We start from the raw sequence: 25,203 nt of genomic DNA on the forward strand, positions 1-25,203 counted from the left end.
ATGAGAAAAAAAATTTTAGTTATTGATGACTCTGCACTCCTGAGAAGAGTTATGTGTGATATAATCAACTCAGATAGTAATCTTCAAGTAGTTGATACATGCAAAGACGGAGTAGAAGGATATGAAAAACTAAAAAACAATACATATGATGGCGTGATTTTAGATGTCAATATGCCGAGAATGTCTGGACTTGAGCTTTTAGAAAAGTTGAAGGCTGACAATATTAAAGCCAAAATAATTATTGTAAGTACTGTAGCAAGAGCGGAATCGCAGATTACAATAAGAGCTTTAGAATTAGGGGCAATTGATTTTGTCGAAAAACCACTTAATATTATCGAAGCTAAGGGTGATGTTTTTAAAAATAGATTGCTCGTAATTTTGAATAATTCGATTGTGTCAGATGGTGTAGGAAAAACAAGGCGAAAAGATTTTACGCAGCAGTCTGTTAGTTTTCCACCTAAAGCAAGTAGCACACGAAGAGAGAGACAATCCGATAATTCATGTGTCGAGAAGTTTAAGCCGGTTGAGGTTTCATCAGATAAAAGGCATCAAAAAATTAGACCATCAAAAGGAGCAAAGAACGTATTAATTGCAGTAGCGTGCTCTACAGGAGGACCCAAAGCATTACAAAGAGTAGTGCCTTACATTCCTAGTGAAATTGATGCTCCAATTGTTATAGTTCAGCATATGCCTAAAGGATTCACACAATCGTTAGCAGAAAGACTTAATGAGATAAGCAAGGTAAGTGTAAAAGAAGCAGAAAATGGAGAAGTCCTAAAAAAAGGTGTAGTTTATATTGCACCTGGAGGTAATCATTTAGAGATAAAGAAGGTTTCTGATTCATCACATAAGATTGTTTTTAACGATATGCCTGCTATTGGTGGATTAAAACCCTGTGCCAATGTAATGTACGACTCTCTTATCACATCAGGTTATGACAAAATTGTATGCGTTGTGCTTACAGGAATGGGTGCAGACGGTACAGCAGGAATAACATCTTTAGCATCTAAGAAACCAGTATATATTATTTCACAAAACGAACAAACTTGTGTAGTTTATGGAATGCCAAGGGCAATTGCTTTAACGGGACTTGTTGATGAGGTAGTTCCATTAAATGATGTTGCAAATTGTATTACAAAAAATGTGGGGGTAAAATAAATGGATGTAGGTCAATATCTTGAAATATTTATTGATGAGAGCAGTGAACATTTACAGACTTTAAGTGACTGTATTATGACACTTGAACAAGAGCCTGATAATAAGGATACTATAAATGAAGTTTTCCGTGCAGCTCACTCTTTAAAGGGTATGGCAGGAACTATGGGATTTAAAAGAATGCAACATTTGACCCATGATATGGAAAATGTTTTTCAGGAAGTTAGAAGTGATAAGATTCAAGTTGATAGCGCGATGATTGACTTGCTATTTGAATGCTTAGATGCGTTAGATGGATATCTTGCGAATGTAAAAAATACTTCTGATGAAGGTACTGAAGATAATGAAAATATAATTAAAGAGTTAAATGATTTTTTGGCAAAAGCAAACGGGGAGGCTCCAAAATCATCAGCTCCTAAGAAAGAAGAGAGTGCACCAAAAAAAGATGATGCACCTGCTGCAAGTGGTGGAGAAGATGTACATATTCCGAATCTTGAATTAACAGATAAAGAGATTGATGATATTAAATCGGCTAAAGATAGCGGACATAAAATTTATTATATAGATGTAGCTATTCAAAAAGATTGTCTTTTAAAAGCTGCTCGTGCATTTTTGGTTTTTAAAGCAGTTGAAGAATTCGGCCAGATTCTTGTGTTCCGTCCAAGTTCACAAGAGATTGAAGATGAAAACTTTGAATTGAATTTTAGTTTTGTTTTTGCAACATCAGAAGAATTAGAAAAGATTGAAGCAGCAGCAACTAGTGTTTCAGAAATTGAGAATATAACCTCTATTAGTGTGACAGATGTTGCTATGTTAGATCAGTCACAAGCTAAAGAAGAAAAGAAAGAAGAGCCTAAAGAAGAGAAAAAAGAAACACCGGCAGCACCAGCAGCAACACCTGCACCGGCGGCACCAGCAGCAACACCTGCACCAGCAGCTAAAGCAGGCGCAGCAAATAATAAGAATACAAAGGTTGCTAAACCGGTTGCAAGTAGAACTGTACGTGTAGATATTGAAAAATTAGATGCATTAATGAATCAGGTTTCAGAGTTGATTATTGCTAAGAACTCAATTGTTTCAATGAGTAATACGGATGGAAATGGCGTTAATTCCCAAGGATTCCATGAACAGATTGAGTATCTTGAAAGAATTACAACAAGTTTACACGAATCAGTAATGAAAGTTCGAATGGTTCCAATTGAATCAGTTGTTAATAAATATCCAAGAATGATTCGTGATTTGTCTAGAAAATTAGATAAACCAATGGAACTTACAATGACTGGTGAAGAAACAGAGCTTGATAGAACGGTAGTAGATCAGATTGGTGACCCTTTGCAACATTTGCTTAGAAATTCAGCTGATCATGGTATTGAGTCTAAGGAGATTCGTGCAGAAAGAGGAAAACCAGAATCTGGACATATTTTCTTGAACGCTTATCAGGAAGGAAATAATGTCATTATTAAAGTAGGCGATGATGGCAATGGTATTGATACAGAAGCTGTAAAGAGTAAAGCTATTGAAAGAGGTATAGTTACACCAGAACAAGCAGAGTCTATGTCACAAAAAGAAATAGTTAATTTATTATTTATGCCTAGTTTCTCAATGGCTAAAAAGATTACAGATATTTCTGGTAGAGGTGTAGGACTTGACGTTGTTAAGTCTAATATCGAAGGCTTAGGTGGTGACGTAGAGGTTGAATCTAAATTTGGAGAGGGTTCAACATTTACTGTTAGGTTGCCTTTAACATTAGCAATTATTCAGGCTCTATTGGTTGAAGTACGTGGAGATAAATATGCTATTGCATTAGGTTCAATTCTTAACATAGAGGATATTGCAATTGGTGATATTAAGTATGTAGAAAATAGAGAAGTTATTAATTTAAGAGGAACTGTTATTCCTATTATTAGAATGGATAAGATACTTGGTATTGAACCAAGAGAAGAAGATCCCGATGTATTAACAGTTGTTATTGTAAATCGTGGTGATAATAATGCCGGACTTGTTGTAGATAATTTAGTGGGACAGCAAGAAATAGTTATCAAATCATTAGGTGATTACATTAAAGCAAACAAATTAATTAGTGGTGCAACAATCTTAGGTGATGGTGAAGTTGCTCTAATATTAGATGTAAATACATTAATGTAATCGGGAGGTGAACAATATGTCAGAAGCAAATGTTGCGGAATTTGAAGAAGTTGAAAAAGTACTTACACAATATATTGTAGTTAGAATTGGCAGTGAAAAATATGGAATTGATATTGGATATGTTGACAATATAGTAAGAATGCAAAAGATTACAAAAGTTCCAATGGCACAGGATTATTTTGCAGGCATAATTAATTTACGTGGTGAGATTGTTCCAGTTATGAGTATAAGAAAAAAGATGGGATTGTCAGAAGATGTTTTTACAGGAAAATCGAGAATTATTATTTTAAAAGTTGAAGAAAGAGGAAATCTCGGAATTATTGTAGATGAAGTAAGAGAAGTAATCACATTGAGTGAAGATGATATTGAAAAAGTCAGCAATGGTGGATCATCACATGGTACACCTAAGCAGAGTTTTATTAATGGAATTGGAAAAAACGGCGAGGAATTAATTTCATTATTTGAAATAAATGACATTATAAGTGAAAAAGAGAATTCTAATTCAAATTAGTAATATTTATTAAAAAGAAAGTATTTTACAGGAGGAAGTATGGCAAATTTTTCCTTAGATGATGTTAACAATATGTATATTGATGTTTTAAAGGAACTTGGAAACATAGGTGCTGGCAATGCAACAACTGCAATTGCGAGCATGATTAGCGAAAAAATTGATATGAGGGTTCCTAAAGTAGAACTTATGGAAGCATCGAAACTTGGATCTGCAATTTGCCCAGAAGATGAGACTATAGTTGGCATTTTTTTAGAAGTGCAGGAAGATATTTCGGGAAGTATGATGTTCTTAATGAAAATGCCAGCTGCTCATTATTTGGTAAACAAATTGATGATGAGAGATTTAGAATATAATGAACCTTTTACGGAAATGGATTTATCTGCCTTAAAAGAAGTGGGTAATATTATCGCTGGTTCATATTTATCAGCACTATCATCATTGACAGGTCTTGTTATTGGACCATCCATTCCATCCATTTCGGTTGATATGGCTGCAGCAATTTTAAGTGTCCCAGCAATTATGTTTGGTCAGTATGGAGACAATGCACTTTTTATTGAAACCGAATTTGGCGATGATGTAATGATTGAAGGTTATTTTATTTTAATGCCTGATGAAGACTCATATGATAAGATTTTGGGTGCATTAGGCATAAGTTTGTAAATATAAGGAGCAAATATTTTATGGGAGTAACTCTTAAAGTAGGTATGGCAGATTTAAAAATTGCAAAAGCTCCAGACTCTCTTACTACGTTGGGATTAGGTTCATGTATTGGCTTGACTTTGTATGATCCTGTGGCAAAAGTTGGGGGATTAGTGCATTATATGCTGCCAGATAGTACACAGTTAAAAACTAATACTAATATTGCTAAATTTGGAGATACAGGAATCGTAGAGCTTTATAATCAAATGATAAAACAAGGTGCATCTCCAAGAAGAATGGTGGCCAAAATTGCAGGTGGAGCTAAAATGTTTGGTGGTAGTGGTATTTCAAATATAGTAAATGTTGGGGAAAGAAATGAATTAGCAGCACAAAAAGCTTTAAAGAAATTGAATATTCCTTTAGTTGCACAAGATACAGGATTAAATTATGGTAGAACAGTAATATTAGATTGTGAAACAGGAGATTTTATTATAAAGGCAGTAGGAAAACCTCTTAAGACAATTTGAAGTGTAAGAGGATTTTAAAGAAGGCGGTAAACATATGAATACTAAATACATACCTGCGATTGTTATGCTTATAGGAGGTTTAATTGATTGTATATTTGCAATTATAAACCATCTGAATCTCTTTGATTTTACATTAGAACTGTTAATTGTTTTAGTTGTTTTCCTTGTCATCGGCGAGTGCGTAAGATATGTTTTGGATAGAAATTTAAATAATTTTTCAGATAAAAATGAAGAAGATGATGAAGAGATGGATGAAGACGACGAAGATTACGATGAAGACGACGAGGAGTATGGAGAAGACGATGAGGATGAAGCTGATAATGTGGATTCTTTGGAAGAAGATGATGATTATTAGTTAAAAAGATATAAAGAAAACTATATAGAAAATGAGGGGTTGTGCGATGATGAAGGTAGTAGAGAAAGAAAAATTATGGCAGGAATACTCAAAAAATCCAACTCAAGAGACAAGAGAGCAGTTGATAGTTGAATACGCACAGTTAGTAAAGTTGGTTGCAGGACGATTGAGTATGTATCTTGGATATAATGTCGAATATGATGACTTGGTAAGCTATGGTATTTTTGGATTAATAGATGCCATAGATAAGTTTGATTTGTCTAAAAATGTTAAATTTGAGACTTATGCAAGTTTAAGAATACGAGGTGCCATACTCGATCAGATTCGAAAGATGGATTGGATTCCAAGGACGGTACGTCAACGTCAAAAAAGGATTGATGAAGCTGTCAAACAAGTTGAAATGAGAACTGGTAAAAATGCAACGGATGAAGAATTAGCATTAGAGTTAGGTATTACTGACAAAGAATTAAATACTTGGCAGTCACAATTAAAAGTGACTAATGTAGTTTCTTTAAATGAATTTGAAGAAACAGGACCAGAGCTTGTGATGGATACTCGATGTAATTCTAAATTTGCACCACCAGAAGATGTTATTGCAGAAGATGAATTAAAGCAAAAATTATCAGATTCATTAGGAGTTTTAACTGATAACGAAAGAAAAGTTATTGAATTATATTATTATGAGGAAATGACTTTGAAAGAGATAAGTAGAATTCTAGGAGTATCAGAATCAAGAGTGTCTCAGCTTCATACGAAAGCACTTGCAAAAATGAAAAAAATAATGGGCGATTACTTGAATATTATTGTTTAGAAAAGTGTTAGCATATTCATTTTGTTAAAGGATTAATTTGATAGAACAATTAAAATGGGAGAAGTAATCATGAAAAATCAAAAATTTGAAATAGTTGTTCAGGATAAAATTGCATACCTTAAAGTAATACCACCAGAGAATGCTGGAAAAAGAGTAGATGTACAACAGGTGGTTTACTTTTTGAGTCATGAAAATCTAAATGAATATAATTTAAAAGAATTAACAAGTGTTGTTAATGATGCAACTGATGAAAAGCTAGTAAAACTAGGAGCAACAGAAAAAGAAATTTTTGATGAATATGTAGATTGTGATATTGCTTTTGATAAAATGAGTGCAAAATGTATTTTTTTCCCAGGAACAGAATCTGGGAAGAAGCTGACAAAAAAAATGGTGTTAGATGCATTATCAAATAGTAAAGTCTGTTATGGTATTTTAGAAGATGAAATTGATTTATCATTACAGAATAAAATGTTTTTTAATGAAGTTGTTTTAGCAAAGGGAAAAGAATTAGAAGAAGGAAAGAATGGAGAGGTTAAATATTTTTTTAATACTAATCCAAGTCACAGACCAAGAACAAAGCCAGATGGTTCAGTAGATTATAAGAACTTAGACACAATCAGCCAGGCTAAAAAAGGCGATGTTGTTGCAGAAATTATTAAAGAAGAAGAGGGAAAACCAGGTATAAATGTTTTAGGAGAAGAAAAGGCCCCTAAAGCAGTTAATCCTGCTACGGTTGTTGCAGGAAACGGAGTTACTTTTAATGAAACAGGAGATAAACTTATTGCTGAATTTACAGGACATATTTCTTTAGATAAGGGTGCTGTTGTAATGTCCGAGGTATATGAAGTCGCTTCAGATGTGGATAATTCGACAGGAAATTTGTCATATGCAGGAAGTGTAACTATAAAAGGAAACGTAACAAGTGGTTTTTCAGTTACGGCAAATGGTAATATAGAAATTGAAGGAATGGTAGAGGATGCCTTTATTGAAGCCACGGGACAAGTAATAATAAAAGGTGGTATTGTAGGTAAAGGAAAAGGTGTAATTAAATCAGGCGAAAACGTTATAGTAAAATATATAGAAAGTGCAAAAGTAATAGCAAAAGGCTATATTGAAACGGATATTATTTTAAATAGTGATGTTTCAGCTGGAATAGATGTTAGAGTTGCCGGGAAAAAAGGAATTATAAATGGAGGCGTTGTAAGAGCAGGTAGATATGTAGACGCAAATGGAATAGGCACATCTATGGGTTCTCCTACAACGATTATGGTTGGAATAGATCCAAAAAAAAGAGAAGAAATGTCAAGATTAACTCAAGAGTTAGTAGATAAGTCGGAAGAATTAGAAAAAATTAAAGTAACTGTTACAAATTTTAGTTCAAGAATTAAAAAAGGTGAAAATTTTCCAAAGGACAAGATTCTCTATGTGCAAAAATTGGCTTTGATTTATAAAGAACAACAAAAAGCACTTGTTCCTATGAAAGAACAATTAGAAAAACTAAAGGCAGAATTAAAAGAAGCGGATAAGTCATATGTTGTTGTATCAGGTGATGTTCAACCAGGTACCATAATTATTATTTCAGATTTAAAATATACGGTTAGAAGCAGTACGGCACACTCAAAGTTTGTAAAACGTGATGGTGAGGTTCGAATTGCTGGTATTGAGTAAAGGAGGAAATTATTATGGCTATTACACCAGTTTCCATTAATGGAGTAATTCAAAGACTTGATGATATGAATCATTTAAAACAGCATGAAGAGAGTAAACCATTAGTAGATCAGCAAAACATATCACATGAAGTAGCAAAACAACAAGAGTTGAAATATACTACTGTTCAACAGACACATAAATCAGATCAGCTAGACAAAAAATATGATGCAAAAGACAAGGGTAGTAACGAATATAAAAAGAGAAAAAATAAAAAGAAAAACGCAAGCTCTAAATCAGATGAAGAAGGTGAATTTGGAAAAGTAACAGAAAAAAATTCACATTTTGATATTACTATTTAGAAGCCTTTTTTGAAGTGGCTACATAAGTAAGTTAAAGTATAAATAAAGGTGTGGATTAAGGTTAGGTTTTAAGAGAGAAGGGGAATAATATGGGAACAGTTGAAATTAGTTTAATAGTCATGGGCGTAATTTTTATGATTGCAAGTTTTTTCATTGAAGAGAGATTGTCACAAAATGACATTGAAAAAATCAATGCTTTAAGCGAAAAACAAATGAAAATTGTTATTGAAAAACAAATGAAAAACGCGGATGTTACTATTGATGAAAAAATAACAGAACAGCTTGATTATAATCTCGAAATAGCAGAAAGAGCAATGGAAAAAGAAACTAATAGTAAAGTTATGACTATTAGTGAATATTCTGACACTGTGTTAGATTCAATGAATAAGACTCACAATGAAATTATGTTTTTATACAGTATGTTAAATGATAAACATGAGGAATTAACAAAGCTAGCAGGTGAATTATCTGAGTTTTCTGCAAATATGAAATCAACACAAGATGAGGTGTTAGCGAGACTAGCACAGACGGCAGAAGATGTTGAGGAAAAACTAAACGATACTGATAAAATTGAAGAAGATGAGTTACTTTCTGAATCTATAAAGAATGGTAAAACTAATACAGATAGTGACGATAAATCGAATCATAATGTTGATATTCTTCGTTTACACAAGAGTGGAAAAAATAATGTTGAAATTGCAAAGGAGCTAGGACTAGGTCTTGGAGAGGTAAAATTTGTAATCGGATTGTATCGAAATAATGTTAAGGAGGCGATACAATGAGATTAAAATATTTTATTAGAGGTCTAGGAACTGGCATTTTGTCGTCTACAATTATTTTGATGATTCTTTTTTCAGTGAAAGGGCCAAAAGATTTGACGGACGCAGAAATACTTCAAAAGGCCCAAAAAATAAAAAAAAGTTCAACTGAATATAATTTAAAATTAAAAAAAGATAGCAAAGAAAAATCTACAACAAATAATAAAGATTCTAAAGAATCAACGAAAAAAAATAATACTACAGAATCAAAAACAAATAAGATTCGAAACCAAGGTACTGAAAATGGTCAAGATACATCAAGTAACAAAAATGAAATAACAGTAGTCGTTAAAAAGGGAGAAACATTAAAAGAAATATGTGATGAACTACAGGATAAAGGTGTCGTAAAGAGTTCTGAATCAATGAGACATTTTATGGTTGAAAAAGGATATGATAGTTTTTTACATGCAGGTTCCTTTAATGTGAAAAAAGGTATGTCAGAAGATGAAATTGGCAAAATTTTTTCAAAATAAAAAGGACTATTCAAAAAAATGAAAGGGAGGATTATAAATGAATTCAAGATTAGATTTTAAATGTTCTTCTTGTGGGGAAGAATTTGTTTTTTTAAAAGGTGTAGAAAAATCTAGTAAAGATAAGGTTGCAATTATGAATGCAATAGAGGACTATGGAGAGCCCTTTAAAAAAGAGGTTGAAGAGTCAATTAATAAAACTGTATTCATTGAGGCTATCGCAACATTTAATCCTAAGTTTTGCCCAAAATGTAAACAAATAGTTCAAGGAATTACGATTTCAAGTATATATAAAGATGGTAAAATTTCAATAATTGAGTCTCAATGTCCTATTTGTTCAAGTGAACTAAAAAATATAGATTATAAGTTTCTAAAATGTCCAAAATGTAAAAAAGGACTTTTGAAGGTTAAAGAAGTAGATTGAAAAAGGATTATGTGTTATTATAATTCAGAGATATTATTTTTTCGTTTCTAAAAACGAAAGGAAGAGAGGAGCAGTTTAGTTGATAGCTAAACAAAAGTATTATGAAGTTTTTAGGTTATATGAAAAAAGCTATCAAAAATTATAATGACACTAATCTTGTTATAAAAATAGTTTTTGGTATGCTTGTAGGTGTTTCTTGGGCATTAGTTTTCCATAATTTATTAGGAATTAAAAGTGTCGATATTAGTATTTTAGGAGATATTTTTGTAGGTGCTCTAAAAGCAATTGCACCTATTTTAGTTTTTGTATTAGTAAGTAGTTCTTTAGCATCTGGAGATTCTAAATTAGATTCAAGATTTGGTATGGTAATTTTTTTCTATTTATTAAGTACATTTTTAGCTGCAGTTTCAGCAGTTGTCTTAAGTTTTATTTTTCCACAAAAGCTTATTTTGCATGCAACATCAGCTGTAGGAAAAGCCCCAGAAAGTTTATCCGCTGTAATGAAAAATATAATTTTTAGTATTATTCAAAACCCAATAAATGCTATAATAAACGGTCAATATTTAGGTATACTTTTTTGGGCAGTCTTATTTGGATTTGCTTTGAAAAAATGTTCAAGTAAAGTAACAAAAGATATTGTTGCGGATTTTGCAAGTGCAGTGTCCTTGCTTATAAAATGGATTATTAGTTGTGCTCCATTTGGAATTGCAGGTATTGTATATAATACAATTGTATCAAACGGATTTAGCTCTGTTTTAAAATATGGTAAAGTGTTATGTTTGTTGATTGGATGTATGCTTATAGTTGCTTTGATTATTGATCCTTTAATTGCAGGTGTAACTTTAAGAACTAATCCATATCCACTTGTATTTAAATGTTTAAAAGAAAGTGGAATTACTGCCTTTTTCACAAGAAGTTCAGCAGCTAATATTCCAGTTAATATGGAATTATGTGAAAAAATGGGATTAGATAAAGATATGTATTCTGTTTCTATACCGCTAGGTTCAACAATTAATATGGATGGTGCAGCAATAACTATTACCATTATGACTTTAGCAACAGCACATACACTTGGTATTCATGTTAATATTGGTACTGCTATTATTCTAAGTATTTTATCTGCATTAGCTGCGTGTGGTGCATCAGGTGTAACAGGTGGTTCGTTATTATTAATTCCTATGGCTTGTTCATTATTTGGTATTCCAGACACAATTTCTATGCAGGTAGTATCTATAGGTTTGTTGATTAATGTTGTTCAAGATTCTTTTGAAACAATGCTTAATTCTTCAGGTGATGTAATGTTTGCTGCAACAGCAGAATTCTATCAATGGAAAAAAATTGGTAAACCTTTACCTGATTTTATGACTAGTAAATAAAAATTTAGTGATAATTAAATAAAATTATTAAAAAAATAGTACAAAATAATTTTTATTGTTGAATGGTCGAAAAATATCATTAGAGCTGTAAGCCTATTGAAACAAGGCGTAATTTGTGATAATATATTTTTCGACTAATCACAAATTTTACGATGATTTAATGATGATTTAATATAGTTTTTTTAATATTTGTATAGATAAGAGTTCTTAAGTCTTCGTAAAATTTGTAGAAAAAAAGGAGAATCATACTATGAATGACTTTTTATTATTTATTCTTGCATTAGCCCCAATCTTATGTTTGATTGTGGCATTAACTGGTTTAAAGATGCCAGGACATTTAGCTTGTTTAGGAGCTCTTGTCATTACAGCAGTATTAGCTGGTAGCGTATGGAAAATGACACCAGCAAATATTGGATTAGCTTCGTTAGAAGGTATCTGTAATGCACTATGGCCAATCATTATCGTTATTTTGGCAGCATTATTTACTTATAACTTGACTTTAGAAACAAAAGCAATGGATTCGATTAAAGCAATGCTTGCTAGTGTTTCTACAGACAAAAGAATTTTAATGCTTTTAATAGCATTTGGTTTTGGTAACTTCATGGAAGGTATGGCTGGTTTTGGTACAGCTGTTGCTATTCCTGCTGGTATCCTTGTTGGATTAGGATTTGATCCATTACTTTCAGTTGTAACATGTTTAATTATTAACTCTACACCAACAGCATTTGGTTCAGTAGGTGTACCAACAAATACAATGCATGCAATTACAGGTCTTGATACAGTTAAAATTTCATCAGACGTTGCATTAATTCAGTCAGTAGTACAATTCATTATTCCATTTATTGCAGTAGTAGTAATTGGTAAAGGCTTTAAAGCATTAAAAGGTTTAGTATTGTTTACATTAATTGCAGATTTAGCATATATTGTTCCACAGTATGTTGTAGCACAGTTTATTGGTCCTGATCTTGCCAATATTATTGGTGCAATTATTTGTATGGTTGTAATCATTTTATATGCTATGTTCGCAAAGACACCTGATAATCCAGATTTTAAAGTTGCATCTTCAGGTGAGAAAAAACAAACATTAACAATTGTTCAGGCATTTAAAGCATGGTCACCATTTATTTTCATTTTTGTATTTTTACTTTTAACTTCAAAATTAGTACCATTCATTAATAAACCTTTACTTAAGATTGCTTCACAGGTTAAGTTTTATCCAACAGGTAAACCTTTAACATTCTGTTGGGTTAACACACCAGGTGTATTAATTTTATTAGCTGGATTTATTGGTGGAGCGATTCAAGGCGCTAGCTTTAAGACAATGTTAGGTATTTTAGGTAAAACTGTTAAATCTAACGTTAAAACTATTATCACAATTTGTTCAGTTTTAGCAGTTGCTAAAATTATGGGATATAGTGGAATGACATCTTCTATTTCAAAAGAGTTAGTAAGTGTTACAGGTAAATATTTCCCACTTATTTCTCCATTAATTGGTACAATTGGTGGATTTGTAACAGGTTCAGGTACATCAACAACTGCTTTATTTGGTAAAGTTCAGACAGAAACAGCAACAGCTATTGGAGCAAATAGTGCTTGGCTAGCAGCTGGTAACTTAATGGGTGCTGGATTAGGTAAGATGATCTGCCCTCAGTCAATTGCAATTGGTTCTGCTGCTGTAGGTTTAAGCGGTGTAGAAAGTAAAATTATGGGTAAAGTTGTTGTATGGACAATACTATTCGTTTTATTAGCTGGTATTATTTGTTATACATTCCCATTAATTGGATTAGTTTAAATGCTTAATAGAATTAAAAAATTGATTGATTTTTCTAAAAATTAATTATTTTACTTTAGATTTAGATAATGATTTTTTAAATATCGTTTTAATGAATGTTTCTAGAGCCTCAATGACAAGTAGTCATTGAGGCTCTTTTTTGTAAAAAAATATTTTAATAAATATAAAAGACATGAATTGATAAAAAAGGTGAAAAATATAAAAAGTAAAAAAAAAATAAAAAATTATTAAATAAGGCTTGACAAACTTTAGTTATAAATGTATTATATAAAACAGTTAGAGAACACTAACCGAAAGGAGCTTGTATGAGTTCAGAAATTATTGAAATTTTAAATCGGAGAGATTTAAAAAAACTTGAATTGCAGATTATTGTACAGTGCACTCCAGTATTAATAAGAGATAAGTCGTCAAATTTGTTGAGTGTTGAAGAAAAGTATGAAAAATCTGTAGTTAGAATTTGTAAAAGTGTGTTTTTGGAGACGTTTGAACTTGCACGCTTTAATGGGAAAATAATATTCTTAGTTTATGACGAATCAATTATAAAAGAATACTTTTCTCAAAAAGAGAATGTAGATGTTTTATATAAAATAGGATATAAAAAAGGAAACTTTGAATACAAATTATTAGAATTCAAAAAAAGATATAATGTGTATTTAAAAAAAAGGGATATGTTTCCACATGAGATGGGTGTGTTTTTAGGATATCCAATAGAGGATGTAGTTGGTTTCATAGAAAACAATGGAGAAAATTCGTTGATGACAGGTTATTGGAAAGTATATGCAGATGTTTCTTTTAAAGAGAAACTTTTTAAGAAATTTGATGATTGCCAAGTGCGAATACTTAAAAGTTATGCATCTGGTAAAAGTTTAATAGAAATCGTTAATAATGATTTTATTTAAAAAAATCATTAGAAAATAATAAAAAGGTCATTTAGGAGGATAAAGATGGATAAAATTAAAGTGATTTATTGGTCACAGACAGGAAATACTGCTGCAATGGCTCAGGCTGTAGCTGAAGGAATAAAAAAAGAAGGAAAAGAGGCTGAAGTGTTAGATTGCAGTAGTGTATCAGTTTCAGAATTGCAAGGAGATAAAGCTTTTGCATTAGGATGCCCAGCTATGGGGGCTGAAGAATTAGAAGAAGGTGAAATGGAACCTTTAGTAGAAGAAATATGTGGAATTTGTTCTTCTAAAACAATTGGTTTATTCGGCTCATATGGTTGGGGCGATGGTGAATGGATGAGAAATTGGGTTGACAGAATGAAAGCTGCCGGCGCAACTGTTGTAAATGATGAAGGCGTCATTTGTCAAGAATATCCAGATGATGAAGCAATATTAAATTGCGAAAGTTTAGGTCAGCAATTGGCTAGTGTATAGCAAATTTTATTTGCTTTCAAAAATGGTAGCAAGTCGAAGTATCTCCCACTTCGCTTGATATATAAATTATATAGACTCCGACAAAGATTCGCCATATCTTTTCTCTCGGAAAATTTGTTAAAAACTTAGTGTAGAAAAATAGAACGTTAAGAGTAATCTTAGCGTTTTATTTTTTTATAAAAACAAAGAATAGACACAAAATATAATTTGACTTTTTCATATACAGTTGTTAATATATAAAAGTGTGTTGATTTAATTGTTTTAAGTGCAATCATAGTATAATGGATAGAACGCAAGACTCCGACTCTTGAAATGTGGGTTCGATTCCCGCTGGTTGCATACAATGATATAATAAATTTATAAGAAATACTAGGAGGACTATTATGCAGAGTTTGCGTGATAAGATAAAACAATTTTTTTCACCAAAGGGTAAGAACGGCAGTTTTCTAAAGAGAAATTTTAGAATTATTGCTGCATCTATTCTTTTAGTTATTTTGGTTGCAGTTTTAGTATATGCTGTGGCTGTTGATAGCGGAAGACTTAAGAAAATGGGCAAAATTGAAGCTGGTAAAGCAAATATTGAAAATTTTGAGTTCGATAAGAAATTTATTAGCGATAAGAAGTTAAACAAAAAAATCACAAACTTAATGAAGAAATACTTTGATGGATATGCTAATGCTGATATTGATAAGATGAGTGAAGTTGCAACACCAATATCTAGCGAGGAAGCAGCATATATTAAATTCATTACAAGTGAATATGATTCATTTGAAAATGTAAAAGTATATGTGAAAAATGGTTTAACAGAAGGTTCGTACTTTGTTTCAGTATATTATGGATTAAAGTTTAACAAAGTTGATGCTACCGTGCCTGGTCTTGAATTCTTCTACCTTGAAACAGATAATAATGGTAAATTGTATATCAACAACTTATATAGTAGTTACAATTTCTCAAAGAATGAAAATGCAATGGATAAAACAATCTATAGTTTAATTTCAGAATATGAGAAACAAGATGATGTAGCTGCTCTTAGAAAAGACACTGAAACAGCATACAATAAAGCTTTAGCTAAGGATAAAGCACTTGCAACAGAAGTTACAAATGTTAAAGACAAAATCAAAGATTGGACTAAGAAAGAAAAAGCTAAAAATAGTGATGATAAGAAGAAATCAACAGATAAGAAGGATTCTGACAAAAAGTCTGATGACAAGAAAGATGCTGATAAGAAGTCAACAGAGAATAAGCCTGAAGAGAAGAAATCTGACACTATTAAAGTAAGTGGTACTGGTATTCTTGTAAGAGATAGAGCTGGTACTGAAGGAAGTAATTTAGTTGGATCTATTGATGCTGGTGAGTATAAGAATCTTGGTCAAGAGGGTGATTATTATTATATTCAGTTCTCAGATGACAAAGGTGTTCATACAGGTTATATCAATAAACAATTTGTAACTAACTAATGAAGTAACTATTGAAAAGGAGCGGAGACTTTATAAGTCTCCGTTTTTCTGAATAATAACAAATATTATTGAAGAAAGAGAAAATAGAATAAAAAGTTATAACATGTATTAAAAAACAAACAGAGTTTTTTTAATTAAAATTTGAAATAAATAACGATACATAATAAATAACAATAATAAATTAAAAAATAGATGAGGTAACAATGACAAATCAAGTTGAAGGTGTACGTATTAACAAATATCTTAGTCAGGCAGGCGTATGCTCAAGAAGAATGGCTGATGAACACATTTCAAAAGGTGAGGTGTTAATAGATGACGTTGTGGCTGAAAGTGGAATAAAAGTTATGCCCGGACAGAAGGTTTACTTTAAAGGTAAACTAATAAATGAAGAAGAGGAATTCGTTCTGATTGCATTTAATAAACCTGTCGGAGTTGTTTGTACAGCTGAAAAGAGAGAAAAAGATAATATTATTGATTATATTAATTATCCAAAGAGAATTTTTCCAATTGGAAGACTTGATAAGAATTCACAAGGATTAATTTTACTTACAAATAATGGCGATATTTTCAATAAAATTATTCGTGGAAGTAATGAGCATGAAAAAGAATATATAGTAAAAGTTAATAAAGTGATAACCGATGATTTTATAGAATGTATGTCAAAAGGTGTTTATATACCAGATCTTGATAAAACAACTCGCCCATGTAAAATAAAAAAAATAAATGATAAAAGTTTTAAAATTATTTTAACGCAGGGCCTAAATAGACAAATACGTCGAATGTGTAAAGAGTTTGGGTACAGAGTTACATTTTTAAAACGTGTTAGAATTATGAATATTCAATTACGAGATTTGGAAATAGGAAAGTACAGGGATGTAACACCGGCAGAGTTAAAACTCTTAACTTCAAAAATTTCTAGCTCTACAAATGGCCCACGAAGACTTCAATAATAAAGTTTAAGAAAAAATAAATAGGTGAGTGATTATGGATAACAGAAATAAAATTGAAGATTTAGTCAAAAAACTAAATAAGGCGTCTGAAGCATATTATTCTGGTGGAAATGAAATAATGTCCAATTATGAATGGGATGCTATGTTTGATGAATTAGTTGTACTTGAAAAAGAAACAGGTATAGTTTTGCTCGATTCTCCAACTCAAACGGTGGGAACGGATAAAGAAACAGGAAAAAAAGAACAGCATGAATTTCCGGCTTTGTCTTTAGCTAAAACAAAAAGTGTTGCTGAACTCATTAAATGGGCTGAAGATAAAGATATATGGCTTTCATGGAAACTTGATGGCTTGACGTTAGTATTGACATATGATGATGGGAAACTTACAAAAATTGTTACAAGAGGTAATGGTACAATTGGAACAAATATTACTCATCTAAGTAATGTAATTAACGGATATCCTTTAAAGATTAATTATAAAGGTCACTTGGTTGTTCGTGGAGAAGCTACAATTTCATATACTGATTTTAATGATATCAATGATATGATAGAAGATGATGATGAAAAATATGCTAATCCTAGAAATCTTGCTTCTGGTTCATTAAATTTAGATAATCCAGAGGAAGTAAAGAAAAGACATGTGAAATTTAATGCATTTACTTTAGTGCATATTGATGATGAGATAAATTCGTGGGGAAAACGAATGGATTATCTTAAAGAACTTGGTTTTACAGTAGTAAAAAGAGAAAAATGTACAGCATTAACAATAGCTGATGCTGTTGAAAGATGGACTAAAGATGTTGAAACTGGTAAGATGGATATTCCTGTTGATGGATTAGTTATATGCTATGATGATGTTGAGTATGCACAAACAGGAAGTATTACTGGACATCATGCTACTAGAGCTGGTTTGGCTTTTAAGTGGCAAGATGAATCAGTTAAAACAAAATTAAAATATATTGAATGGTCATGTGCAGTTTCAACAATTTCACCAGTTGCTGTATTTGAACCGGTTCAAATTGAAGGTACAATGGTTTCGCGAGCATCATTATGTAATTTAAGTGAAATCGAAAGATTGAATTTAAAGGAAGAAGCGGAAGTAGAAGTAATTAAAGCAAATAAAATTATTCCTAAGGTTATATCTTCAGAAAATGGAGTGTGCGAAGTTAAAATTCCTGAGGTATGTCCGGTGTGTGGTGCTAAAACAATCATTCATGTAAGTAAGACTGGAACCAAAACACTTCATTGTGTAAACCAAAATTGTTCTGCTAAATATGTTAAACGATTTGAGAGGTTTGTAAGTAAATCGGGAATGGATATAGAGGGATTATCAGTTCAAACTATTTTACGCTTTATGAATGAGGGATTTATAGTCGATTTTAAAGATATTTTTAAATTAAATAGGTATTATGACACAATAAAGAATCTAGATGGTTTTGGTGAAAAATCTTGTGAAAATATCGATAAAGCAATACAAAAAAGTAAAACTATAAAGGCAGTTAATTTTATTTATGCTTTATGCATTCCAATGATAGGATTAGATGCTGCTAAAAGAATAGTGACAAGTATGGGATTTGATGAATTTGTTAAAAGATTAGAGAATATGATTCCTTTTAATGATATAGATGGTATAGGAGAAGAAAAGTCGAATTCTATTCTTAAATGGTATCATGAAGGTACTAATAAAGACGAATTTGAAGCTTTATTAAGTGTTATCAATATTACAGATGGTCAAAAAGTTACTCTTGATGGAGGAAAATGCCAAGGATTGACATTTGTAATTACTGGAGATGTACATAGTTTTAAAAATAGATCAGAATTCAAGTCGTATGTTGAAGCTGAAGGAGGAAAAGTAACTGGATCGGTTTCTAAAAAAACAAATTATCTTGTTAACAATGATTTAGAATCTACTTCTTCAAAGAACAATAAAGCAAGAGAATTAAATATTCCTATCATTTCGGAAGATAGGTTTAATGAGATGTTTAGAAACTAATATTTGGTGAGTTTTAAAATGTTTAAAAAATTCTAATATATTTTGTTTAGAGGTTTTAAATAGAAATATTTTAGTATGAGAGAGAGGGATAATAATGCCAATTAAGACACAAAATGATTTACCTGCGAAAAGTATTTTAGAAAGAGAGAATATTTTCGTTATAGATGAACATAGGGCTATCCATCAGGATATTCGTCCTATTACTATTGCAATTTTAAATTTAATGCCATTAAAAGAAGAGACAGAATTACAATTACTTAGGATGTTATCGAATACTCCACTGCAAGTAGATGTTTCTTTTTTAAAGTTAGAATCACATGAATCAACTCATACATCATTTAGTCATTTAAATAAATTTTATGAAAAATTTAGTGATGTACAAGACAAAAATTATGATGGTTTGATTTTAACGGGTGCGCCAATTGAACTAATGGAATTTGAACAAGTTGATTATTGGGAAGAATTATGTAAGATTATGGAATGGTCTAAGACACATGTTACATCTACATTGCATGTTTGTTGGGGAGCACAAGCAGGATTATATTATCACTTTGGCATAAAAAAACACATTTTAGGGCAGAAGTGTTTTGGAATTTTTAAACATAGAGTAAGAAATAGAAAAATACCACTTGTTAGGGGATTTGATGATTATTTTATGGCACCACATTCAAGACATACTGTTGTAAGAAAAGAAGATATTGAAAAATGTGATGATTTAATTATTTTAGCCGATTCAAAAGAGGCTGGAGTATTTCTTGTTATGAAAGAGGATGGTAGACAAATTTTCATGATGGGTCATCCAGAATATGACAGATATACACTTGATACAGAATATAAAAGAGATATATCAAAAGGGATAGAGATGGATCCGCCACTTAATTATTATCCTGATGATGATCCTAGTCAAAAACCAGAATTGTCATGGAGATCACATGCAAGTATATTCTATACAAATTGGTTGAATTATTATGTATATCAGGCAACGCCATACGATTTTAGTTATAATCAATGTAATACTGATAAGTTGGTATAAATTTGACACTCTTATAACGTAAATAATCTGTCATAAAATAGACAATTAAAACATTATTTTTTCTTTTTTGATAAAGAGAATTAAAAATAATGTTTTCAAAAGATGTAATTTTTGTTATAATAGAATATATAATTACTGAGGAGGCATAAAATGGCTGAAAACAGAAAAACATTTAAGATAAAAGAAAGTGATTCTGGCGAAGTTAGAGTTGCGGATGAAGTAGTTGCGATTATCGCTGGACTTGCTACAACTGAGGTAGAAGGAGTTAGTTCTTTAGCTGGTAACATCACTAATGAGATTGTTAGCAAGCTTGGAATGAAGAATCTTTCTAAGGGAATTGTTGTGGAGGTTTTAGAAGAGGAAGTTAAAGTTGATGTTGCAATTAATATTGCTTATGGATATAGCATCCCAGAAGTATCTAAAAACGTTCAGGATAAAGTTAAAAGTGCTATAGAAACTATGACAGGTTTAACGGTTGCAGTTGTAAATATAAGAATTGCAAGTGTTGACATGTCAGAAAATAAATAGGACTTTTTAATCATTTGAATTTATAGTATAATCAAGGATGTCATTAGACATCCTTATTTTTTGATTATATGTAAAAATAGATAATAATATGATAATGGTATAATACTATGAATTTATAATACCAAATAGAAAGGAACCCCCAAAATGAAACGATCACAAATTAGAGAAAATATTTTTAAATTATTATTTCGTTTAGATTTTCACGATAGTGAGGATATGAAAGAACAATTAGACTTTTATCTAGATGATATTGGTTTGACCCAAGACTATCCAGAAATTCAAGATGATATCTCTAAAATGACAGATGAAGAAAAGAATTTAGTTATTGATTCAGTAAAGAATATTATAACAAATGTTACAGAAATTGATGAAAAGATAAATGAAGTGTCAGATAATTGGAAAACATCAAGGATGACAAAAGTGGATTTGACTATAATTCGCCTTGCTGCATATGAAATCTTATTTGATGAAGATGTACCAAATAAAGTAGCAATTAACGAGGCTGTAGAACTTGCAAAAATGTATGGCACAGATAAGTCGAAAGCATTTGTTAATGGTGTTTTATCTAGATTTGTAGAGTAATTATGAATAAAAATGTATATAAAGTTCAACAACTAAACAATTATATTGGCAATATGTTTGCGCAAGATTTTATGTTAAAGAACATAAGCGTTGAAGGTGAAGTATCAAATTGTAAGTATCATAGTAGTGGACATATATACTTTAGCCTAAAAGATGAAAAAGGCTTAATTAAATGTATAATGTTTAAAGGCAAAAGAGCAGGACTAGATTTTATCATGAAAGATGGAGATTGGGTTGTGGTAACAGGTTCTGTTGAAGTCTTTGAACGAGATGGAGTGTATCAGCTATACGCAAAAGAAATTGAGCATGGTGGCGATGGAGATTTATTCCTTAAATTTAATGCATTAAAAGAAGAACTTGAAGAAATGGGAATGTTTGCTCAAGAATATAAGCGCTCGATTCCTAAATATGTAAGAACATTAGGTGTTGTTACAGCAAGTACAGGTGCAGCAATCAGGGATATTCAAAATATTGTTACAAGACGTAATCCTAAGGTGAGGGTGATATTGTATCCAGCTTTAGTTCAAGGTGAAGGTGCTAAAGAAAGTATAGTTAATGGTATAAATGTATTAGAGCAAATTGGTGTAGATGTTATGATAGTTGGAAGAGGCGGTGGATCATTAGAAGATTTATGGGCTTTTAATGAAAGAATTGTTGCAGAGACAATATTTAATTGCTCGGTTCCAATTATTTCAGCTGTCGGTCATGAAACGGATTTTACGATTGCTGATTTTGTTGCCGATTTAAGAGCTCCTACACCTTCGGCGGGTGCTGAGCTTGCGATTTGTCAATATTCAGATATAATTAGTGAGTTAGAAAAATATAATGATGAATTAAATCAGAAACTAGGCTATAAAATAAATAATATTTTATATAAGTTAAAGGATCTTGAAAATAATGTCAGACTTAAGAACCCTGAAAGACTTTTAGGGGAGAAAAAAATGAGAATCAACACATATTTGGTTGAATTGAAAAATTCTATGCATAAGAAGTTTGCTGATTATGAACACAAGTTAGCTATTTTATCACAAAGTATTGATTCGAAATCTCCAACTAAACGTTTATCTGGAGGCTATGCTTTTGTATCTGGGAAAGATGATAAAAATATTAAGTCCGTTGAACAATTAGAAATTTCACAAGAAGTTAATCTTTATTTTATGGACGGAAGAGCATCGGCAAGAATAATAGATGTTGAGCAAAATGGAGAATACTATGGCAAAGAAAAAGAAAGAAGAAATTGAATCTAAATCTATAGAAGAAAGATTTAGTGAAATAGAAGAATTACTAAGTAAGATGGATTCTGATGATATTTCACTTGAAGAATCATTTGAATATTATAAAAAAGGTTTGGATGAAATTAAAGAATCCTATAAAATGTTACAGTCAATGGAAGGTGAAATGCTTAAATTGACTGAAGATGGAGAACTAGAGGAGTTATAATATGTGTTTTAAGGAAGAAATCACGAAAAGAGCAAAAGAGATAACTGAAAAAATAGTATTGTATCTTCCTAAAGAAGAAGGATATCAGAGAACAATTTTTTCGGCAATGAACTATAGTATAGTAGTTGGTGGAAAAAGAATCAGACCAATGTTGATGAAAGCAGTATATGATATGTTTGGTGGTACATCTGATTCAATTTATCCTTTTATGGCTGCAATTGAAATGATACACACATATTCGCTTGTGCATGATGACTTGCCTGCTATGGATAATGATGAATATAGACGTGGCAACAAGACAACACATGCAAAATATGGTGAAGCAATGGGTATTTTAGCAGGTGATGCTTTATTAAACTATGCTTATGAAGTGGCAATTGGTGCTTTTGATGTTGATTCGGATAACAAGGATTCAGTAATTAGAGCATTAAAAGTTTTGACCCAAAAAGCGGGTGTATATGGTATGGTCGGAGGACAGGTAGTTGATGTTGAATCGGAAAAAAGTCCAGAAAGCGTCATCACTCGTGAAAAATTAGATTTTATCTACAGGTTAAAAACGGGAGCATTGATTGAAGCTTCTATGGTAATTGGTGCTGTGCTAGCAAATGCCTCTGAAGAAGATATTACAATGGTTGAACAAATTGCTTCTAAAATTGGATTAGCATTTCAAATACAAGATGATATTTTAGATGTTGTAAGTACCTTTGAAGAATTAGGCAAACCTATCGGTAGCGATGAGAAGAATAATAAAGAAACATATGTAACATTTGAAGGAATAGAAAAATCAAGAGAAGATTTAAAAAAGCTTACCGATGAGGCTATAGATATGTTGCATTCTTTCGGAAAAGATGATAAGTTCTTAGAACAACTTTTTGTATATTTGGTATACAGGAATAAGTAAGTTATTAGAAAGGCTTTGTTATGATTTTAGATAAAATACATAAAGTTAACGATATAAAGAAACTCAATTCAGATGAATTAGAACAACTAAAAACAGAAATTCGCAATTTTTTGATTGATTCTATTTCTGTAACAGGTGGACATTTGGCATCTAATCTTGGTGTTGTAGAATTGACAATGGCGCTCCATTTGTCATTTAACTTGCCTACGGATAAGATTGTATGGGACGTCGGACATCAGTCATACACTCATAAAATTTTAACAGGTAGAAGAGATGGCTTTATTAAGTTGCGTCAATATGGTGGAATGAGTGGTTTTCCTAAATCTGAGGAAAGTGATTGTGATGCATTTGACACAGGGCATAGTTCTACTTCTATTTCTGCAGGCTTAGGTTTAGCGACAGCTAGAGAAATTAAGGGTGAATCCAATTATGTTATATCTGTAATTGGAGATGGAGCATTAACTGGTGGAATGGCATACGAAGCACTTAATAATGCTTCAAGCCTTAAATCAAATTTTATAATTGTTTTAAACGATAATAACATGTCAATTTCTGAAAATGTCGGTGGTGTTAATAAGTATTTAAATGGTTTTAGAACAGCATCGGCATATATTGAATTTAAAGATGGTGTTATGAATTCACTTAATAAGATTCCAGTTTATGGCAAAAAAATGGTTGATAGAATAAAAAGAACAAAAAGTGGAATTAAACAATTGTTGATACCTGGTATGTTTTTTGAAGAGATGGGAATCATGTATCTTGGCCCTGTAGATGGAAGTGATATTAATTCCATGTGCAAGATTTTTCAAGAGGCAAAAAGAGTAAATGGTCCGGTTATAGTACATGTTATTACAAAAAAAGGAAAAGGTTATCCACCAGCAGAAAGACATCCATCTAAATTTCACGGAGCTCCTCCCTTTGACATTGAGACAGGTTTACCGTTAACTAAAAAGACACAAGCAAATTATACAGATGTTTTTTCAAAAACCATAACAAATCTAGCTAAGGATGATGAAAGAATAGTTGCTGTTACAGCTGCAATGGAAGATGGTACGGGATTAAGCAGATTTAAAGCTAATTATAGGAATAGATTTTTTGATGTTGGTATTGCTGAGGGTCATGCTGTAACTTTTTCTGCCGGATTGGCAAAAAATGGTTTAAAACCAGTGTTTGCTGTATATTCGTCATTTTTACAAAGAGGTTATGATCAAATAGTGCATGATGTGTGTTTACAAAATTTACCAGTAGTTTTTGCAATTGATAGAGCAGGATTAGTTGGTAGTGATGGTGAAACTCATCAAGGGATTTTTGATATTTCTTTCTTATCATCAATTCCTAATATGACGATTATTGCGCCTAAAAATAAATGGGAATTAGCAGAAATGATTAAATATGCGTTTGAATATGATTCTCCTATTGCAATTCGTTATCCTCGAGGAACTGCTTATGACGGATTAAGTGAATTTAAGGAGAAAATCAGAACAGCTCGTGCTGAAGTGATATATAATGAATCACAAATAATTCTTTTTGCATTAGGAAGCATGGTTAAAATAGCACAAATTGTTCATGATAAGTTAAAAGAAAACAATATAAATTCTACACTTGTTAATGCGAGATTTGCGAAGCCATTTGATAGAGATTTTATTAAATGTGCTTCAAAAAAACATTCTCTTCTAGTAACATTAGAAGAAAATGTTGCAAGTGGTGGCTTTGGAGAACACGTTTCAAGCTTTGTAAAAGATCAAAATATTAATATTGAAGTTTTAAACATAGCAATTCCGGACATGTATGTTGAACACGGAAATGTAGATGTTTTATATAAAAGTTTACGAATAGATCCTGAATCTGTATATAATTCTGTATTAAAAAAATGGAAAAATATACAGAATTAAGGTATAATATTCAATAAAG

The 25,203-nt window shown here is 31.4% G+C and carries 26 protein-coding genes and 1 tRNA gene; all 27 read left to right on the forward strand.

Features of this window, described 5'->3' with window-relative positions; genetic code table 11:
* On the forward strand, nt 1-1,158 hold the full coding sequence (gene cheB / locus BLV79_RS00320) for a chemotaxis-specific protein-glutamate methyltransferase CheB (protein ID WP_074714869.1): 1,158 nt from the start codon (nt 1-3) through the stop codon (nt 1,156-1,158).
* Nucleotides 1,159-3,300 carry a chemotaxis protein CheA gene (locus BLV79_RS00325; protein WP_074714871.1) on the forward strand — a complete coding sequence of 714 codons (2,142 nt, stop codon included), beginning with the start codon at nt 1,159-1,161 and terminating at the stop codon, nt 3,298-3,300. It abuts the gene before it with no gap.
* Nucleotides 3,301-3,316: 16 nt separating this feature from the next.
* Nucleotides 3,317-3,811 (forward strand): chemotaxis protein CheW, encoded by a 495-nt coding sequence (locus BLV79_RS00330; RefSeq protein ID WP_074714873.1) that lies wholly within the window; start codon nt 3,317-3,319, stop codon nt 3,809-3,811.
* A 39-nt stretch (nt 3,812-3,850) separates the two neighbouring features.
* Nucleotides 3,851-4,471 (forward strand): chemotaxis protein CheC, encoded by a 621-nt coding sequence (locus tag BLV79_RS00335; protein WP_074714876.1) that lies wholly within the window; start codon nt 3,851-3,853, stop codon nt 4,469-4,471.
* Between the two features lie 20 nt (nt 4,472-4,491).
* Nucleotides 4,492-4,977 (forward strand): chemotaxis protein CheD, encoded by a 486-nt coding sequence (locus BLV79_RS00340; protein WP_074714879.1) that lies wholly within the window; start codon nt 4,492-4,494, stop codon nt 4,975-4,977.
* 34 nt (nt 4,978-5,011) lie between these two features.
* Nucleotides 5,012-5,332, forward strand: coding sequence for a hypothetical protein (locus BLV79_RS00345; RefSeq protein ID WP_074714882.1), 321 nt, complete (start codon nt 5,012-5,014; stop codon nt 5,330-5,332).
* 49 nt (nt 5,333-5,381) lie between these two features.
* Complete coding sequence (locus BLV79_RS00350) at nt 5,382-6,143, forward strand: FliA/WhiG family RNA polymerase sigma factor (protein WP_074715343.1); 762 nt, start codon at nt 5,382-5,384, stop codon at nt 6,141-6,143.
* A 69-nt stretch (nt 6,144-6,212) separates the two neighbouring features.
* Nucleotides 6,213-7,811: a DUF342 domain-containing protein gene (locus BLV79_RS00355; protein WP_074714885.1), complete on the forward strand. Its 1,599-nt coding sequence runs from the start codon at nt 6,213-6,215 to the stop codon at nt 7,809-7,811.
* 14 nt (nt 7,812-7,825) lie between these two features.
* Nucleotides 7,826-8,152: a hypothetical protein gene (locus tag BLV79_RS00360; protein WP_074714887.1), complete on the forward strand. Its 327-nt coding sequence runs from the start codon at nt 7,826-7,828 to the stop codon at nt 8,150-8,152.
* An 89-nt stretch (nt 8,153-8,241) separates the two neighbouring features.
* Nucleotides 8,242-8,934 carry a DUF6115 domain-containing protein gene (locus BLV79_RS00365; RefSeq protein ID WP_074714890.1) on the forward strand — a complete coding sequence of 231 codons (693 nt, stop codon included), beginning with the start codon at nt 8,242-8,244 and terminating at the stop codon, nt 8,932-8,934.
* The gene (locus BLV79_RS00370) at nt 8,931-9,443 is read left to right on the forward strand and encodes an endolytic transglycosylase MltG (protein WP_074714893.1); all 513 of its coding nucleotides are present in this window, start codon (nt 8,931-8,933) and stop codon (nt 9,441-9,443) included. Before BLV79_RS00365 ends, BLV79_RS00370 begins: the two co-directional genes overlap by 4 nt.
* A 37-nt stretch (nt 9,444-9,480) precedes the next feature.
* Entirely contained in the window at nt 9,481-9,864 is a 384-nt protein-coding gene (locus BLV79_RS00375) for a hypothetical protein (protein WP_074714896.1), read from the forward strand.
* A gap of 101 nt (nt 9,865-9,965) precedes the next feature.
* A complete protein-coding gene (sstT, locus tag BLV79_RS00380) occupies nt 9,966-11,240 on the forward strand; it encodes a serine/threonine transporter SstT (protein ID WP_074714899.1) in 1,275 nt (424 codons plus the stop codon).
* 250 nt (nt 11,241-11,490) lie between these two features.
* Nucleotides 11,491-13,032, forward strand: a complete 1,542-nt coding sequence (locus tag BLV79_RS00385) for an L-lactate permease (RefSeq protein ID WP_074714903.1) — start codon at nt 11,491-11,493, stop codon at nt 13,030-13,032.
* A 305-nt stretch (nt 13,033-13,337) separates the two neighbouring features.
* Entirely contained in the window at nt 13,338-13,931 is a 594-nt protein-coding gene (locus BLV79_RS00390; RefSeq protein ID WP_074714905.1) for a DUF3793 family protein, read from the forward strand.
* 45 nt (nt 13,932-13,976) lie between these two features.
* Nucleotides 13,977-14,408: a flavodoxin gene (locus tag BLV79_RS00395; protein WP_074714908.1), complete on the forward strand. Its 432-nt coding sequence runs from the start codon at nt 13,977-13,979 to the stop codon at nt 14,406-14,408.
* Between the two features lie 267 nt (nt 14,409-14,675).
* A tRNA-Arg gene (locus BLV79_RS00400) sits at nt 14,676-14,747 on the forward strand.
* A 44-nt stretch (nt 14,748-14,791) separates the two neighbouring features.
* Complete coding sequence (locus tag BLV79_RS00405; protein WP_074714911.1) at nt 14,792-15,865, forward strand: SH3 domain-containing protein; 1,074 nt, start codon at nt 14,792-14,794, stop codon at nt 15,863-15,865.
* 203 nt (nt 15,866-16,068) lie between these two features.
* Nucleotides 16,069-16,815, forward strand: a complete 747-nt coding sequence (locus BLV79_RS00410) for a pseudouridine synthase (protein WP_074714913.1) — start codon at nt 16,069-16,071, stop codon at nt 16,813-16,815.
* A 34-nt stretch (nt 16,816-16,849) separates the two neighbouring features.
* A complete protein-coding gene (gene ligA / locus BLV79_RS00415) occupies nt 16,850-18,808 on the forward strand; it encodes an NAD-dependent DNA ligase LigA (protein ID WP_074714916.1) in 1,959 nt (652 codons plus the stop codon).
* A gap of 94 nt (nt 18,809-18,902) precedes the next feature.
* Complete coding sequence (gene metA, locus BLV79_RS00420; protein WP_074714919.1) at nt 18,903-19,841, forward strand: homoserine O-acetyltransferase MetA; 939 nt, start codon at nt 18,903-18,905, stop codon at nt 19,839-19,841.
* A 150-nt stretch (nt 19,842-19,991) separates the two neighbouring features.
* Entirely contained in the window at nt 19,992-20,369 is a 378-nt protein-coding gene (locus BLV79_RS00425; protein ID WP_074714921.1) for an Asp23/Gls24 family envelope stress response protein, read from the forward strand.
* A gap of 144 nt (nt 20,370-20,513) precedes the next feature.
* Complete coding sequence (gene nusB, locus BLV79_RS00430; protein ID WP_074714923.1) at nt 20,514-20,951, forward strand: transcription antitermination factor NusB; 438 nt, start codon at nt 20,514-20,516, stop codon at nt 20,949-20,951.
* Between the two features lie 2 nt (nt 20,952-20,953).
* Nucleotides 20,954-22,192 (forward strand): exodeoxyribonuclease VII large subunit, encoded by a 1,239-nt coding sequence (gene xseA, locus BLV79_RS00435; protein ID WP_074714926.1) that lies wholly within the window; start codon nt 20,954-20,956, stop codon nt 22,190-22,192.
* Nucleotides 22,164-22,391, forward strand: a complete 228-nt coding sequence (gene xseB, locus BLV79_RS00440) for an exodeoxyribonuclease VII small subunit (protein WP_074714928.1) — start codon at nt 22,164-22,166, stop codon at nt 22,389-22,391. The genes xseA and xseB overlap by 29 nt, the downstream gene beginning before the upstream one ends.
* Nucleotide 22,392: 1 nt before the next feature.
* Complete coding sequence (locus BLV79_RS00445) at nt 22,393-23,292, forward strand: polyprenyl synthetase family protein (protein ID WP_074714931.1); 900 nt, start codon at nt 22,393-22,395, stop codon at nt 23,290-23,292.
* Between the two features lie 20 nt (nt 23,293-23,312).
* Nucleotides 23,313-25,184, forward strand: a complete 1,872-nt coding sequence (gene dxs / locus BLV79_RS00450) for a 1-deoxy-D-xylulose-5-phosphate synthase (RefSeq protein ID WP_074714935.1) — start codon at nt 23,313-23,315, stop codon at nt 25,182-25,184.
* The last annotated feature ends 19 nt before the right edge of the window (nt 25,185-25,203 follow it).

The organism is Lachnobacterium bovis DSM 14045, assembly GCF_900107245.1.
Taxonomy (GTDB): domain Bacteria; phylum Bacillota; class Clostridia; order Lachnospirales; family Lachnospiraceae; genus Roseburia; species Roseburia bovis.

What these genes read in the sequence shown, in the direction of transcription:
- BLV79_RS00390 (WP_074714905.1), top strand. Translation starts at nt 13,338, where the DNA reads ATGAGTTCAGAAATTATTGAAATTTTAAATCGGAGAGATTTAAAAAAA.
- cheB (WP_074714869.1), top strand. Translation starts at nt 1, where the DNA reads ATGAGAAAAAAAATTTTAGTTATTGATGACTCTGCACTCCTGAGAAGA.
- BLV79_RS00405 (WP_074714911.1), top strand. Translation starts at nt 14,792, where the DNA reads ATGCAGAGTTTGCGTGATAAGATAAAACAATTTTTTTCACCAAAGGGT.
- xseB (WP_074714928.1), top strand. Translation starts at nt 22,164, where the DNA reads ATGGCAAAGAAAAAGAAAGAAGAAATTGAATCTAAATCTATAGAAGAA.
- BLV79_RS00345 (WP_074714882.1), top strand. Translation starts at nt 5,012, where the DNA reads ATGAATACTAAATACATACCTGCGATTGTTATGCTTATAGGAGGTTTA.
- xseA (WP_074714926.1), top strand. Translation starts at nt 20,954, where the DNA reads ATGAATAAAAATGTATATAAAGTTCAACAACTAAACAATTATATTGGC.
- BLV79_RS00425 (WP_074714921.1), top strand. Translation starts at nt 19,992, where the DNA reads ATGGCTGAAAACAGAAAAACATTTAAGATAAAAGAAAGTGATTCTGGC.
- BLV79_RS00330 (WP_074714873.1), top strand. Translation starts at nt 3,317, where the DNA reads ATGTCAGAAGCAAATGTTGCGGAATTTGAAGAAGTTGAAAAAGTACTT.
- BLV79_RS00360 (WP_074714887.1), top strand. Translation starts at nt 7,826, where the DNA reads ATGGCTATTACACCAGTTTCCATTAATGGAGTAATTCAAAGACTTGAT.
- BLV79_RS00410 (WP_074714913.1), top strand. Translation starts at nt 16,069, where the DNA reads ATGACAAATCAAGTTGAAGGTGTACGTATTAACAAATATCTTAGTCAG.
- BLV79_RS00370 (WP_074714893.1), top strand. Translation starts at nt 8,931, where the DNA reads ATGAGATTAAAATATTTTATTAGAGGTCTAGGAACTGGCATTTTGTCG.
- BLV79_RS00325 (WP_074714871.1), top strand. Translation starts at nt 1,159, where the DNA reads ATGGATGTAGGTCAATATCTTGAAATATTTATTGATGAGAGCAGTGAA.
- BLV79_RS00355 (WP_074714885.1), top strand. Translation starts at nt 6,213, where the DNA reads ATGAAAAATCAAAAATTTGAAATAGTTGTTCAGGATAAAATTGCATAC.
- sstT (WP_074714899.1), top strand. Translation starts at nt 9,966, where the DNA reads ATGAAGTTTTTAGGTTATATGAAAAAAGCTATCAAAAATTATAATGAC.
- BLV79_RS00445 (WP_074714931.1), top strand. Translation starts at nt 22,393, where the DNA reads ATGTGTTTTAAGGAAGAAATCACGAAAAGAGCAAAAGAGATAACTGAA.
- BLV79_RS00350 (WP_074715343.1), top strand. Translation starts at nt 5,382, where the DNA reads ATGAAGGTAGTAGAGAAAGAAAAATTATGGCAGGAATACTCAAAAAAT.
- metA (WP_074714919.1), top strand. Translation starts at nt 18,903, where the DNA reads ATGCCAATTAAGACACAAAATGATTTACCTGCGAAAAGTATTTTAGAA.
- dxs (WP_074714935.1), top strand. Translation starts at nt 23,313, where the DNA reads ATGATTTTAGATAAAATACATAAAGTTAACGATATAAAGAAACTCAAT.
- ligA (WP_074714916.1), top strand. Translation starts at nt 16,850, where the DNA reads ATGGATAACAGAAATAAAATTGAAGATTTAGTCAAAAAACTAAATAAG.
- BLV79_RS00375 (WP_074714896.1), top strand. Translation starts at nt 9,481, where the DNA reads ATGAATTCAAGATTAGATTTTAAATGTTCTTCTTGTGGGGAAGAATTT.
- BLV79_RS00365 (WP_074714890.1), top strand. Translation starts at nt 8,242, where the DNA reads ATGGGAACAGTTGAAATTAGTTTAATAGTCATGGGCGTAATTTTTATG.
- nusB (WP_074714923.1), top strand. Translation starts at nt 20,514, where the DNA reads ATGAAACGATCACAAATTAGAGAAAATATTTTTAAATTATTATTTCGT.
- BLV79_RS00335 (WP_074714876.1), top strand. Translation starts at nt 3,851, where the DNA reads ATGGCAAATTTTTCCTTAGATGATGTTAACAATATGTATATTGATGTT.
- BLV79_RS00395 (WP_074714908.1), top strand. Translation starts at nt 13,977, where the DNA reads ATGGATAAAATTAAAGTGATTTATTGGTCACAGACAGGAAATACTGCT.
- BLV79_RS00385 (WP_074714903.1), top strand. Translation starts at nt 11,491, where the DNA reads ATGAATGACTTTTTATTATTTATTCTTGCATTAGCCCCAATCTTATGT.
- BLV79_RS00340 (WP_074714879.1), top strand. Translation starts at nt 4,492, where the DNA reads ATGGGAGTAACTCTTAAAGTAGGTATGGCAGATTTAAAAATTGCAAAA.